The sequence below is a fragment of the Synechococcus sp. GFB01 genome (assembly GCF_001039265.1).
Classification (GTDB): domain Bacteria; phylum Cyanobacteriota; class Cyanobacteriia; order PCC-6307; family Cyanobiaceae; genus NIES-981.
On sequence record NZ_LFEK01000111.1, the window covers coordinates 1 to 13,145 of the forward strand.

Sequence of the window (13,145 nt, forward strand, 5' to 3'; positions counted from 1 at the left end):
GCCGGTACCGACCGTGTCCTCGTAGAACCGCCCGGCCTGATCGGGATCGAAGGCGCCGGGGTGCAGGGCAGCCAGATCGGCCGTGCCGGAAGGCAGGCGGCACTCCAGCTCGGCCTCGCTGATCTGCAGGAAGCGGGCCAGCTGGCCGTGAAGGTCGAAGCCGTCACGCAGGAAGCGCTCCACTCCCAGGGTCTCCGCCAACGCGCCCATCCAACCGATCGCCTGTCGACGTTCAACCTACGGGCCGGCCCTCAGTCGACCAACTCGGCACCGTCGCCCGGCACCTCCAGCCAGCGGCGCAGCCAGCCCACCAGGAGGTAGAAGGGCAGGGTGTCGGCCAGAGCGGCCAGAGCCTTGAAGAGGTAGCCACTGGCGATGAAGGCGCCCAGCTGGGGCCAGACGGGCTCGCCGCTGCGCAGGGGCAGCACATGGTTGGCGTAGTGACTGATCAGCACCACCGCTGTGGTGTCCACAAGCTGGCTCACCAGCGTGGAGCCGTTGTTGCGCAGCCACAGGGCCTTGCCGCCGCTGAACCGCTTCCAGAAGTGGAACAGGCGCACGTCGGTGAACTGGGCCGCCAGATAGGCGGCCATCGANGCTCCCACCGCACCGAACGCCAGCCGACGCATCTCGAAGAAGGTGGCCTGCGGGGNCCCCTCCAGACCGGGAAGCACCCCTCCCAGCCAGAGGATCAGCACGATCCAGCCGTTGAGCAGCAGCCCGACCCACACCAGCTGGGAAGCCCTCTGCTCACCCCAGATCTCACTGATCAGGTCGGTGCACAGGAACGTGACCGGGTAGGGCAGGGCGCCCACCGCGACCACGATCGGCCAGGAGCCGATCGAACCCAGCTGCAGAAAGCGGGTGAGGCCGAGGATGTTGAGCATTCCCATCGTGCCCAGGAAGATCCCGGCCAGCACCAGAAACACCAGTTCGCGGCGCTGCTGCAGGGTCATCGGCACCTCCCATGGCACCCTGCAAGCCTGACGGCGATGGTGATGGCTGACCAGCCCTGCGGCTTCCTGGTGCTCGACAAACCGGCCGGCCTGAGCTCCCATGCCTGCGTGGGCCGGGTGCGGCGGGCCTACGGACTGCGTCGGGTGGGCCACGGCGGCACCCTTGATCCTGCCGTGACCGGCGTTCTGCCGATCGCCCTGGGGCCCGCCACCCGCCTGCTCCCCTACCTGAGCGGCACCAAGGCCTACCGCGGCGTGGTGCAGCTGGGGCTGACCACCAGCACCGATGATCTGGAGGGGGAGGTGATCCGACGGGCAGCCCTGCCGGAGGGTCTGACCTGGGCCGACCTGGAGAGGGCGCTCGGGGGCTTCCGGGGCACCATCGAGCAGGTCCCTCCGCAGGTGTCAGCCGTGCACGTGAACGGCCAGCGCGCCTATCAGCGGGTGCGGCGAGGCGAGCAGCCGGCGCTGGAGGCACGCCCGGTGACGATCCACAACCTGGATCTGCTCGACTGGGATCCGCTCAGCGGTCAGCTGGAGCTGGCCCTGCGCTGCTCGGCCGGCACCTATGTGAGGTCTCTGGCCAGGGATCTGGGAACCGTGCTGGGCTGCGGCGGCGCCCTGGCCAGGCTTCGACGCACCGAGGCGCTGGGCTTCGGGCTCGAGCAGGCCATGCCCCTGGAAGCGCTGGAAGCCGGCTCTCCGCCGCCGCTTCTGGATCCCTTGCTGCCGTTGGCCCACCTGCCCCGGCGGCCGCTCAGCCCCGCGGAGCTGAGCGGCTGGCGCTGCGGCCGTGCGCTGAGCAGCGATCTGAACCTGCCGGCAGGCGCGGCCGTGGTGGTGCTTCAGCCGGATGGCAACCTGGCTGGCATGGCGCACTCCGATGGCGAAGGCCACCTGCAGCCCAGGCTGGTACTGCACGCCGCCGCTTGAGGAGGCCCCGCACCGTCTCTCCTGCCGTTCGTTCCGAAACCTGCGATGGCCGGCCACAGCAAGTGGGCCCAGATCAAACGCACCAAGGCGGTGGTCGACGCCAGGCGCGGTGCCGTGTTCACCAGGCTCGGCCGGGAGATCATGGTGGCGGCCCGCGGCGGTGCCGATCCGGCCGGCAACTCTCAGCTGCGCACGGCGATCGAGAAAGCCAAGGCGGCCGGTGTGCCCAACGCCAACATCGAGAGGGCCATCGCCAAGGGGTCGGGCCAGCTCAGCGGTGAAGGCGCCACCTTCGAGGAGGTGCGCTACGAGGGCTATGGCCCCGGCGGCGTGGCCGTGCTGGTGGAGGCGTTCACCGACAACCGCAACCGTACGGCCGCCGACCTGCGCCTGGCCTTCAGCAAGCATGGCGGCAATCTGGGCGAAACCGGCTGCGTGGGCTATCTGTTCGAACAGCGCAGCGTGGTGCGCCTGGTCGGTGCCGATGGCGGTCCGATCGCCGAGGAGGCCCTGCTGGAGACCCTGCTGACCCTGGAGGAGCAGGGCGGCCCCGGCGCCGTGGGCTATGAGCTGCTCGGGGATGGAGCCGAGGTGTTCGGAGCCTTCGCCGACCTGGAAGCGCTTCAGGCGGGACTGCGCAACCAGGGGATGGCCGTGGAGGCCTGGGAGCACCGCTGGATTCCCCAGACCAGCTGTCCGCTCAGTGAGCCCGAGCAGCTGCGTCGCTGCCTGAAACTCCTGGATGCCCTCGAGGAGCTTGACGACGTGCGCAGCGTGACCGCAAACCTCGAGGCCGACGAGGCGCTGCTGCATGCCCTCGCCGAGTGACGGCCAGACCGCTCATGGTCCCGCTGGCTGCATGGCCTAGGAGGCTGCTGAAATAGCGGTCCATCCGAGCCTTCCTGCACCGGATTCAGAGTCCAGAGTCCCTGACGCCTCCAATCGGAAGACGGTCTTGGCGTACTGGGCAGTGATCCCCGACGTCAGCGGCGAGGTCCAGCCGGACGATCGCTGCTGAGACCCTCGCACCTGCCCTTTCATGCCAGGACCTCCCGTGGGCTGAGCAGGTTGGCCAGGCGGATCAGGTTGTAGGCCACCACGTGCAGCCGAAACACCGCTCCCACCCGCGATCGCCCCCTGGTCTTGAGCTGCCGCAGTCCGGCGGCCTGTTTGATCCAGCCAAATACCTGCTCGATCCGTCTCCTGGCGTTGATCGAGCGGGCATAGCCCGCATGGCGAACGGTGCGGCCGTCGATGGCGGAGCGCCGGCGGGTCTGGATGTTCTGGGTGACATGGGGCGTGATGCCGGCGATGCGCAGATCGGCCACGAAATCCCTGGTGTCGTAGCCCTTGTCGGCCCCCAGTGTCTTCTGGTGGGCACCCGGCAGTGAGCGCGCCATCCGCACGGCCGCCGCACGCTCCCCGTAGCCGTCTGCTGGGGTGACCTCGCTGGCCACCACCAGACCGTGCCGGTTCTCCATCAGGCAGTGCCCCAGATAGCTGAGGAACGCCCCAGTGCTGTTCGACTTGCGGAACAGACGCGCCTCCGCGTCGCTGCTGGAGCGATGCGTCTGGTTGGAGAGCAGCAGGCCGCGGAAGTCGCCCTTGGCGCGCTTCTTCTGCTTGCCAGGAGATGATCCAAACCCATTCCCGCCACTGGACGGTGGTGGATCGTCGTCGATCCCATCGATCCGCTCCAGGGAGCCATGAGAGGCCCAGGCCCGCAGCAGGGTGCCATCCACGGAGAAGTGCTCGGAGCTCAGCAGCGGCATGACCTCCGGCGAGGCCAGCAGCAGCTCCAGGAACATCGCCATCAGCTCCTCGTTGAGCAGCCGGTCGCGGTTCTTGGTGAATGTGGTGGGATGCCAGACGGGATCGTCCGGGTTGAGGCCGACAAACCAGCGAAACAGCAGGTTGTAGTCCAGTTGCTCGATCAGCATCCGCTCCGAGCGGATGCCGTAGATCGCCTGCAGCAACAGGGCCAGCAGCAGCTGCTCCGGCGGGATCGAGGGGCGCCCACCCTCGGGGTAGAGCCTGCAGAAGGTGGGGTTGAGGCGATCCAGGGCTTGATCGGCCAGCCGCCGCACCTGCCGCAGGGGATGGCCTTGGGGATCCGCTCTTCTGTGGAGACGTAGGAGAACAGAGGACCGGTGCGTTCCTGCTGGCCGCGCATCCGCTCAGTGCCGTTGGGCCATTCTCCCGCGGCTGGACCAGTTTTTCAGCAGCCTCCTAGTGTCCCGTCCCGGAGATTTGCGAACAAAGTCGCTGGAGCTTCTCCAGGATTGAATCCGCGTTTGCGGTCCAGTTGAACGGCGCTTTGGTCTTGTTGTAGGCGGCCACGAACTGCTCGATCTTGGCGATCAGCTCCTTGACGCTGGAGAAGCTGCCGCGCCGGATCGCCCGCTGGGTGATGATCCCGAACCAGCGCTCCACCTGGTTCAGCCAGGAGGCGTATGTGGGCGTGTAGTGCACGTGGAAGCGGGGCCTCTGCGCCAGCCACGCCCTGACCTTGGCGTGCTTGTGGGTGCAGGTGTTGTCCACCACCAGATGGACGTCCAGATCTTCCGGGACGGACTTCTCGATCTGCCTGAGGAACCCCAGGAACTCCTGGTGCCGGTGGCGGGGTTTGCACTGGGTGATCACTTCTCCTGTGGCCACGTCCAAAGCCGCGAACAGGGTGGTGGTGCCGTGGCGGATGTAGTCGTGAGTGACGCCTTCCACGTAGCCCAGACCCATGGGCAGGAGCGGCTGGGTGCGGTCCAGGGCCTGGATCTGCGTCTTCTCGTCGACGCAGAGCACCATCGCCTTGTCCGGCGGGTTCAGGTACAAGCCAACGATGTCCCGGACCTTCTCAACAAAGAAGGGTCGGTCGAAAGCTTGAAATGCTTCTGGCGGTGGGGCTGCACCGAGAAGGTCTGCAGCCAGCGGTGGACCGTGGTCTTGGAGATCCCAGTCGCTGCAGCCAAGTCCGAGCGCTCCACTGGGTGCTGCCATCGGTTGGCTTGGTCTGCAGGGCCCGGTTGATGACCTCGGCCACCTTGTCGTCCTCGTAGGTGCGGGGCCGGCCAGGACGCAGTTCGTCATGAAGGCCCTCGATGCCCAGATCGAGGTAGCGCTGCCGCCATTTGCCCACCGTTGAGCCGCGGACTCCAAATTGCTTGGCAACAGCGGTGTTGGTGTCACCAGCAGCGCAGGCCAGCACGATCTGCGCCCGCTGAACGATCGAATGCGGCAAGGTCCTTGATCCAGCCAGGCTCTGGAGCTGGCTGGTCTCATCAGCCGACAGCTCCAGAGGAGCCATGGGGCGACCAGTCGGCATGAAACGACTCCCCGAGGAGACACTTCATATTCTACCGGCTATTTGCGGGACGGCACACTAGCTGTTCTGTCTCAGCAGGTTGTTCAGTGACAAGGGTGTGAGGCCGCTACGGGTTGAGGTGCGACCCACCAACCCAGACCTCACGCACCTATGCAGAGCCACCCCAATGCCTGTCTGACGCAGAAGGGGCGCCTCCGCCTGGTGACCCAGCACCTGGACCACGGTCGCAGCCTGTCGGAACTCGCCTCTGAGAACGGGATCAGCGCCTCCGCTGCGCCTACCGCTGGCTGGCCCGTTACAGCTCTGGCGGTCCAGCCTCTCTGGTGGATCGACGCAGCGTTCGCCGCACCAAGCGGCGCATGCTCGATCCACGGCAACTGCAGTACGCTGTGGATCTGCGGCACCAGCGCTTGCACCTCCGGCACATCGCCCAGCTGCTCCGGGCTCCGTTCTCCACCGTCGCCAGAGCCCTCAGCCGACTCGGACTGGGGCGACTGAGGACTCTGAACCCCAAGCCTCCCGTTCAGCGCTACGAGTGGGAGCGACCGGGCGACCTGATCCACATCGACGTCAAATCCCCCGCCCGGTTCCGCAAGGTGGGCCACCGGATCACCGGCGACCGCCAGCGCCACAGCGGTCAGGCCGAGGAAATCTGCCGCCACCGTGCCCGCGTCTACGAGCAGGCCCGTCAGCGTCAACCCCGCCGCTGGAGCCGCTCCACCCGCTGCTGGCATCAGCCGGGTGTGGTCTTGATCAATCCGCCACCACATGAAACCGAGATCAATCCAGCTACGTTGGTGATGGCCGCCTGATCAGCAGCAGGGGCGTCATCTTTCCTGACAGTCACCGCCTCACACCTCTTTGTCAGCCGGAACAACCTGGTGGCGCTACACAGCTAGTGTCCCGTCCCGGAGATTTGCGAACAAAGTCGCTGGAGCTTCTCCAGGATTGAATCCGCGTTTGCGGTCCAGTTGAACGGCGCTTTGGTCTTGTTGTAGGCGGCCACGAACTGCTCGATCTTGGCGATCAGCTCCTTGACGCTGGAGAAGCTGCCGCGCCGGATCGCCCGCTGGGTGATGATCCCGAACCAGCGCTCCACCTGGTTCAGCCAGGAGGCGTATGTGGGCGTGTAGTGCACGTGGAAGCGGGGCCTCTGCGCCAGCCACGCCCTGACCTTGGCGTGCTTGTGGGTGCAGGTGTTGTCCACCACCAGATGGACGTCCAGATCTTCCGGGACGGACTTCTCGATCTGCCTGAGGAACCCCAGGAACTCCTGGTGCCGGTGGCGGGGTTTGCACTGGGTGATCACTTCTCCTGTGGCCACGTCCAAAGCCGCGAACAGGGTGGTGGTGCCGTGGCGGATGTAGTCGTGGGTGACGCCTTCCACGTAGCCCAGGCCCATGGGCAGCAGCGGCTGGGTGCGGTCGAGAGCCTGGATCTGTGTCTTTTCGTCGACGCAGAGCACCATCGCCTTGTCGGGCGGGTTCAGGTACAGGCCAACGATGTCGCGGACCTTCTCCACAAAGAACGGATCGGTGGAGAGCTTGAACGATTTCTGCCGGTGGGGCTGGACCGAGAAGATCTGCAGCCAGCGGTGAACTGTTGTCTTTGAGATCCCAGTCGCCGCTGCCAAAGTCCGAGCGCTCCAGTGGGTGCTGCCATCGGTTGGCTTGGTCTGCAGGGCCCGGTTGATGACCTCGGCCACCTTGTCGTCCTCGTAGGTGCGGGGCCGGCCGGGACGCAGTTCGTCATGAAGGCCCTCGATGCCCAGATCGAGGTAGCGCTGCCGCCATTTGCCCACCGTTGAGCCGCGGACTCCAAATTGCTTGGCGACAGCGGTGTTGGTGTCACCAGCAGCGCAGGCCAGCACGATCTGCGCCCGCTGAACGATCGAATGCGGCAAGGTCCTTGATCCAGCCAGGCTCTGGAGCTGGCTGGTCTCATCAGCCGACAGCTCCAGAGGAGCCATGGGGCGACCAGTCGGCATGAAACGACTCCCCGAGGAGACACTTCATATTCTACCGGCTATTTGCGGGACGGCACACTAGGATTGAAAAGATCCATATGAGCAGGGTAGGCAAGCATGGGATCGTTCACAGGCATTCTGCTCATCCTGCTTATCCTTCTTGGCAGCAAGGGCATCAAACTAGATCGCGAATACCAGCGTGGCGTGATCTTTCGGCTGGGGCGGCTGAAGGGAGTGATGGGGCCGGGCCTGTACTGGATCGTGCCGTTTGTTGATCAGAAGGTGCAGCTGGATGTACGCACCAAAACCGTCAGTATCGAGCCCCAGGAAACGGTCACCGCTGACAGCGTGACCATCAAGGTCAACGCCGTTCTGTATTACTGCATTCTCAATGGCGACATGGCCGTGATCCGCGTCGAGAACTATCAGCTGGCAGTGTATCAAGTTGCCCTGACCACACTGCGCAATGTGGTGGGGCAGAATATGCTGGATGACGTCTTGCAGAACCGCGACAAAATCAATCTGAAGGTTCAGGAGATCGTCGACGAAATCACGGCACCCTGGGGAATCGAGATTGAACGTGTGGAGATCAAGGACGTCGAGATTCCGCTGGGCATGCAACGAGCCATGGCCAAGGAAGCGGAAGCACTGCGCGAGAAGCGCGCCCGTCTGATCAAGGCTGCCGCGGAGCAGGAGGCGTCCATCAAGCTCTCGGAAGCCTCCAAGACCATCCTGCAGAACCCCCTGGCCCTCGAGCTCAGGCGCATGCAGATGCTCACCGAGATCGGAGCCGAGAACAACACCACCACAGTCGTGATGATCCCGTCCGACCTGATCACGCTGGCCAGGCACTGGTCGGCTCCGGCCGACAGGCCACCCAGCAAGGAGGAGGAAAACCTGGAGAACCCGCTGAGCGAATCGAGCCCATTCGATTCCGACCAGGTCTGACGTTTCGATTGCCTCAATCATCTGGAAGGTGATCATCCTCATGAATGCAGCCACCACCGGCAACGCCGAGTCGACCCGCTGCCGTCACGCGATGGTGGAACGGCAGATCGCCCATCGCGGCATCACTTCCCCGGGTGTGCTCGACGCGATGCGCAGTGTGGAGCGCGAAGCCTTCCTGCCGGAAGAGCTGCGTGAATTCGTCTACGACGACACGCCATTGCCGATCGAGGCATGACAGACGATCACGCAGCCCTACATCGTGGCGCTGATGGCGGAGGCGTTGCTGCTCAAGGGCGACGAGACGGTGCTGGAAATCGGCACCGGATCGGGATACGGCGCGGCGGTGCTCTCCAGGCTCGCGAAAGCGGTCTACACCGTGGAGCGCTATGGCCAGCTCGCACGCCAGGCAGCCGAGACGCTGGCCTCGCAGGGGTTCGGCAACGTGCACGTGCAGCAGGGAGACGGCAGCCTGGGCTGGCCCGAGCAGGCACCGTTCGACGCGATTCTCATGGCCGCCGGTGGCCCCGACGTGCCTCGCTCGCTCAGGGAGCAGTTGAAGATCGGCGGCCGGCTCGTGATCCCGGTGGGCTCCGATCGGCGCCTGCAGGAACTGCTGCGCATCACCCGGCGCTCCCAAAGCGAGTACACAACGGAAGAACTGCTCGACGTGCGCTTCGTGCCGCTGGTCGGCGAGCAGGCATGGGAACCGGAGCCCCCGGATGAGCCGCCACGCCCGCCAGTCCGTGCCGATCGGGCGATGGCCGACGACGTCGGCAAGGGTGCCCTGGCCACCGTGCTGGTCTGCGCTGGGCCGATCGGTTGGCTCGGCCTGGCCGGTGTCTCGATCGCCTCCGCCTACGGCAAGGCCAGCCAGCAGCCCGGCAGCAGCAGCCAGGCCGCCTGAGCCAGAGTTTTCCACCCATGTCGTTATCCGAAACCATGAGCAGCGATCGCGACCCCTTCCGCATCCCCCAGGCCGGCATCGAAGTGGCGCCGCTGGCCGGCCTGGCCTCGATTGACCTCAATGCAAACGGCGGCAGCTTCAGCGGCGGTGAGTTCGTCACTGAATCCACCCTCGGCGGAGTGGTGGTCTACGCCATCTACCAGGCCCTGCTCACCGGCCTGCGCACCGAGGCCCTGCGCAAGCGCGGCGCCATCAACCGGGCGGTGCAGATCCAGATGATCGCCTTCACCGTGTGGGAATCGGTGAAGCAGGGGGCCGCCGTGAGCCTCCTGCTGGGGGTGGTGCTGCTGGTCTTCCCCTGGCTCGCCTTCCCTCTGTCCGTCCTGGGGCTGGTGGGCATGGGCAAGGCCTCGTTGGATCTGTTCCACGCCTTCTGGGATGGCCTCGATGAGCTGCAGCGCGCCGAGCTGCTGGCGGCGGCGATGGAGGCTGGTGTCAACCTGCGGCGGTTCCTCGATGGTGACCAGCCTGGGATTCAGGCGGTCTGAGGACTGATCCCTCTTTGGTAGGCGCCGCAGGACTGCAGTCACATGACCGGGGCAACGCTCCGGGCCTTGTTGAGACGCAGGCACCAAAACCGTCAGCCAAGGCCAGCCAACAGGATCAGCCCCCCCCACGAACCCGATAGCCAGGTCAGGCCGCTCAGGTTGGCGTCGCTGAGGGTGGGGATGAGCCGCAGCCGAGCAGGGACAGTAAGGGCGGTTGTCGGTGGTGGAGACGCCGGTATCTGCAGGACCAGCTCCGGGTTTCGTTCCACTTCTTGTCCCGTTTGCGGGGACTGTTGCGTGGTGACCAGGAGCGGATTCGTGCCTACGGTCTAATCGTCAGTCATCCCGAGGCATGCGGATCACGCACACGAGCCACGAGCACCTGGTGGTCCTTTCGGATCAGGAGGCATCTCTTTTGGTCGACGCCTGCGCTCTGGTGGTGCTGGCGTCACAGGCCGTTCCCACGGCGGTTCTCCCGGCTGAGATGGCTGCCGTACTCGCCCAGCTGTTTGAAGAACTGAGGTCGCCTTGTGCTGCTCACAGCGACAGGGAGAAGACTGGCTCAGAGCCATCCAGCGCCACCGATGAAGGTTTCCCGTCTTGGCGATGACCATCTGCTCTGCCTGAGTGCCGAGGAGGTTGATCTGCTCGTGGATCTCTGCCACGCCGGTGCCTTCTCGGATCACATCGCTACCACGGCTGGGCGGCGTCAGCGGCTGGATGCATTGCTGTGGGAGATGCAGCAGTCGCTGTTGCCGGCAGTTCAGAAGCGCTACGGCAGAAAGGCAGTGAGGCGATCGGCGCGCCCGTAGGCCCGGGGGGCGTCGGCAGGTGTCAGATCGCTGGCGATCAGGCCGAATCAGCAAGCCAGCGCACCGCCACATGGTCGGCATCGGCGCCGGCCTGGATCTCAATGCCACCCCAGCGGACCGGTCCAACCGGGCCGGCGTGTGCCAACACCGATCCGAGGCTCTGTGCCGCGGCTTGGGGAGTGATCCCCTGCGGCAGAGCCAGGCCGAAGAACCGATGCAGCTGCTCGAGCGTCGCCGTGGCGTTGAAGCTCAGCAGCAGGTGCGTCTTTGGTGCGAGGGGCTCGGGGTCGGGATCGAACAGCCGATCGATCAGCGGCTCGAGGCTTGTGCGCAGGGCCACGAACACATGATCGCCAGGCTCGAGGGCGGTGCTGCCGCGGGGCATGACCACCTGCCTGCCGCGCAGGATCAGCGTCACGAGCACCCCATCGGGGAGGGTGAGATCGCGCAGGTGCTGGCCGGCCACCAGGGAGCCAGGCTTGACGGTGTAGTCCACGATTTCGCCATCCACCTGCCGCAGCGCATTGATCTCCACCGAGAGGGCCGGTGTGGGATCGGCGGGGCGGCCGATCTGCAGCCAGCGGGCCACCAGCGGCAGCGACCAGCCCTGGGTGAGCGCTGAGATCAGCACCACGAAGAACACGGCATTGAAGATCTGGCCGCTCTTGGGCACCCCGGCCAGAAGCGGGAAGGTGGCCAGGGTGATCGGCACCGCGCCCTTGAGCCCCACCCAGGAGAGGAAGGTCAGATCGCGGCGGCGGAAGCGGAACGGCAGCGCCGAAACGGCGACGGCCAGGGGCCGTGCCACGGCGATCAGCACCAGGGCGATCAGCAGTCCTTCCCAGGCCACCGCCAGCAGCCGGCTGGGAAAGCTGAGCAGGCCGAGCATCACGAAGAGCACGATCTGCCCCAACCAGGCAATGGCGTCGTGAAAGGCGAAGATGCCGCGCCGGAACACGATCGAGCTGCTGCCCAGAACGATGCCGGCGATGTAGATCGCCAAAAAGCCGCTGCCACCCAGCACCGCCGCCAACCCGAAGGCCAGCAGGCCGAAGGAGAGCGCCAGCAGGGGGTAGAGCCCTGGGTAGTCGAGGTTGATGCGATTCACCGCACATGTGGCCATGCGTCCCACCAGCAGGCCAGCGATGCTGCCGACCCCGAACTGGCCGAGGAACAGCCCCAGCAGGGCTGGAGCGGAATCAACGCTGCCGGTGATCACGCCGATCAGGCCGAGGGTGAGAAAGATCGCCATCGGATCGTTGGAGCCGCTCTCCACCTCGAGGGTGGAGGTGAGGCGATCGGGGAGCTTGAGGCCACAGGCGCGCAGCACTGAGAAGACCGCCGCGGCATCGGTGGAGCCGACGATGCTTCCCACCAGCAGGCCCTGCAGGAGTGGGATCTGCAGCACCCAGCTGCCGCCAGGCCGGTGATCAGCGCGGTAAGCAGCACCCCAACGGTGGAAAGCGCCAGGGCCGGCCGCCACACCCGTTGAACGGCGGCGAGGGAAGTGCGCAGCCCGCCGTCAAAGAGGATCAGGGCGAGGGCGATGCTGCCGATGTTGTTGGCTAGGGCGTAGTCCTCGAAGGGGATCCGTCCCAGGCCTTCCGAGCCCGCCAGCATGCCGACCGAGAGGAAGAGAATCAGGACGGGCAGCCCAAGCCGGGCGGAGAACTTGCTGGAGGCGATACCCAGCAGCAGCAGCACGCCGGCCAGCAGCATCGCCGCGTTGATCGACACGCTCACCTGCCCGACAGGCCCCTACGAGATTGCAGCAGAACGGCGGCGACCGCACTCTGCGCCGACCAGCAGGGGAGGATTCAGAGGCCCGGCTCCATCGGCAGAACGGCGGCACCGGCAAGGACCGGCCTGTCGGTAGCTGTCAGGCGAGATGGCGGGAGCCGCTGGCGCCAGCTCGATGCCGCTGGCTCAACACTTCAATCCGCTGTCCAGGGCAAGCCTCACGGTCGATGGCATTCCCGCTGCACCGACACCCAGTAGGTGTACCAGCCATCGCTGTCTTCCAGGGGAGCGATGTCAATTTCAACCCAGAACGTGGAACCATTCTTGCGATAGTTCCGCACGATCTGACGCACCGGCTGCCAGTGGCGCAGAGCCTGATGAAAGGTGCGCAGAGCGGCCGGATCGGTCTGCGGTCCATGGAAGATTCTGGGGCTACGCCCCAGCACCTCCTCCAGCCGATAGCCGGTCTGCCGCAGGCGGCCGGGTTGGCGTAGATGATCACCGGACCTGGTGAATCCACCGGCTCAGCGGTGGTCACAATCACCGCATCTCGAACGTGCTGGAGGATGCGTTGGTGCATCAGCAGCTGTTGACTGAGGGCTCCATCGACGCCGGTGCGATCGGCAAGCAGCACGATGCCGACGCCGGAGTCGGAGCGAAACAGGCGCACCGTGTGCCAGTGGCCTCGGCAGGCCAGCCGGGTATCGAGGGGACCCGTTTCACAGGCGGCGATCGAGTGCTCCTCCAGAACCTCGGCAAGTTCCGGCCAGATCAGGGCCAGCGAATCGCCACAGCGGCAGCCCGTTTGCCGCGGCATCAGCTGGTGCGCCCTGTGGTCGAAGTAGCTGACCAGGCCATCGCCGTTCACGAGGATCAGCCGTCGCCGGGGAGCAGCATGAACTCCTCGCTGGAATCCCAGTGGCAGCGGGGAGCGACGGCGGAGGTCTGGGCAAGGGTCATCCGGTCTGTCTGCTCTTGCCTCGTGATAGCTCCAGGGTGGAACTGGGGGGCGGTGCCCC

The 13,145-nt window shown here is 65.8% G+C and carries 9 protein-coding genes and 5 pseudogenes; 7 read left to right on the plus strand and 7 right to left on the minus strand.

All coding sequences use genetic code 11. From position 1 onward, the window contains the following. Together SYNGFB01_RS10580 and SYNGFB01_RS10585 are read right to left on the minus strand one after the other, a co-directional pair. Positions 1-210: pseudogene (locus tag SYNGFB01_RS10580) on the minus strand (SAM-dependent methyltransferase); the annotation flags it as partial. A gap of 41 nt (positions 211-251) precedes the next feature. After that, the gene (locus SYNGFB01_RS10585; protein ID WP_048018051.1) at positions 252-956 is read right to left on the minus strand and encodes a queuosine precursor transporter; all 705 of its coding nucleotides are present in this window, start codon (positions 954-956) and stop codon (positions 252-254) included. 42 nt (positions 957-998) lie between these two features. Between SYNGFB01_RS10585 and truB the strand changes: the two genes are divergently transcribed. Together truB and SYNGFB01_RS10595 are read left to right on the plus strand one after the other, a co-directional pair. Beyond that, positions 999-1,889: a tRNA pseudouridine(55) synthase TruB gene (gene truB / locus SYNGFB01_RS10590; protein WP_072061618.1), complete on the plus strand. Its 891-nt coding sequence runs from the start codon at positions 999-1,001 to the stop codon at positions 1,887-1,889. Positions 1,890-1,934: 45 nt separating this feature from the next. Beyond that, complete coding sequence (locus SYNGFB01_RS10595) at positions 1,935-2,717, plus strand: YebC/PmpR family DNA-binding transcriptional regulator (RefSeq protein ID WP_048017999.1); 783 nt, start codon at positions 1,935-1,937, stop codon at positions 2,715-2,717. Between the two features lie 209 nt (positions 2,718-2,926). Here SYNGFB01_RS10595 and SYNGFB01_RS10600 read toward each other — a convergent pair. Continuing rightward, positions 2,927-4,062: pseudogene (locus SYNGFB01_RS10600) on the minus strand (IS5 family transposase). A 56-nt stretch (positions 4,063-4,118) separates the two neighbouring features. Then, positions 4,119-5,208 (minus strand): annotated as a pseudogene (locus SYNGFB01_RS10605) (IS630 family transposase). A 323-nt stretch (positions 5,209-5,531) separates the two neighbouring features. On the opposite strand from SYNGFB01_RS10605, the gene SYNGFB01_RS15630 reads away from it, so the two are divergent. Next, positions 5,532-6,020, plus strand: a complete 489-nt coding sequence (locus SYNGFB01_RS15630; RefSeq protein WP_235300115.1) for a hypothetical protein — start codon at positions 5,532-5,534, stop codon at positions 6,018-6,020. An 83-nt stretch (positions 6,021-6,103) separates the two neighbouring features. Here SYNGFB01_RS15630 and SYNGFB01_RS10615 read toward each other — a convergent pair whose 3' ends face one another. After that, on the minus strand, positions 6,104-7,195 hold the full coding sequence (locus SYNGFB01_RS10615) for an IS630 family transposase (RefSeq protein ID WP_048017406.1): 1,092 nt from the start codon (positions 7,193-7,195) through the stop codon (positions 6,104-6,106). A gap of 96 nt (positions 7,196-7,291) precedes the next feature. On the opposite strand from SYNGFB01_RS10615, the gene SYNGFB01_RS10620 reads away from it, so the two are divergent. The 4 genes and pseudogenes from SYNGFB01_RS10620 (at position 7,292) to SYNGFB01_RS10635 (ending at position 10,386) form a co-directional block, all read left to right on the plus strand. Next, positions 7,292-8,122 (plus strand): slipin family protein, encoded by an 831-nt coding sequence (locus SYNGFB01_RS10620; protein ID WP_048018000.1) that lies wholly within the window; start codon positions 7,292-7,294, stop codon positions 8,120-8,122. A gap of 91 nt (positions 8,123-8,213) precedes the next feature. Beyond that, positions 8,214-9,026: pseudogene (locus SYNGFB01_RS10625) on the plus strand (protein-L-isoaspartate(D-aspartate) O-methyltransferase). A 17-nt stretch (positions 9,027-9,043) separates the two neighbouring features. Further along, positions 9,044-9,574 (plus strand): hypothetical protein, encoded by a 531-nt coding sequence (locus tag SYNGFB01_RS10630; protein WP_235300116.1) that lies wholly within the window; start codon positions 9,044-9,046, stop codon positions 9,572-9,574. A gap of 584 nt (positions 9,575-10,158) precedes the next feature. Continuing rightward, on the plus strand, positions 10,159-10,386 hold the full coding sequence (locus SYNGFB01_RS10635) for a hypothetical protein (protein WP_048018002.1): 228 nt from the start codon (positions 10,159-10,161) through the stop codon (positions 10,384-10,386). 37 nt (positions 10,387-10,423) lie between these two features. Here the strand turns inward: SYNGFB01_RS10635 and SYNGFB01_RS10640 are convergent. After that, a pseudogene (locus tag SYNGFB01_RS10640) lies at positions 10,424-12,105 on the minus strand (potassium/proton antiporter). 239 nt (positions 12,106-12,344) lie between these two features. Further along, positions 12,345-12,602: a PAS domain-containing protein gene (locus SYNGFB01_RS10645; RefSeq protein ID WP_082325991.1), complete on the minus strand. Its 258-nt coding sequence runs from the start codon at positions 12,600-12,602 to the stop codon at positions 12,345-12,347. Between the last annotated feature and the right edge of the window lie 543 nt (positions 12,603-13,145).

Coding starts and splice junctions, on each gene's coding strand:
- SYNGFB01_RS10635 (WP_048018002.1), top strand. CDS start 10,159: ATGAAGGTTTCCCGTCTTGGCGATGACCATCTGCTCTGCCTGAGTGCC.
- truB (WP_072061618.1), top strand. CDS start 999: ATGGCTGACCAGCCCTGCGGCTTCCTGGTGCTCGACAAACCGGCCGGC.
- SYNGFB01_RS10620 (WP_048018000.1), top strand. CDS start 7,292: ATGGGATCGTTCACAGGCATTCTGCTCATCCTGCTTATCCTTCTTGGC.
- SYNGFB01_RS10595 (WP_048017999.1), top strand. CDS start 1,935: ATGGCCGGCCACAGCAAGTGGGCCCAGATCAAACGCACCAAGGCGGTG.
- SYNGFB01_RS10615 (WP_048017406.1), bottom strand. CDS start 7,195: ATGCCGACTGGTCGCCCCATGGCTCCTCTGGAGCTGTCGGCTGATGAG.
- SYNGFB01_RS10630 (WP_235300116.1), top strand. CDS start 9,044: ATGTCGTTATCCGAAACCATGAGCAGCGATCGCGACCCCTTCCGCATC.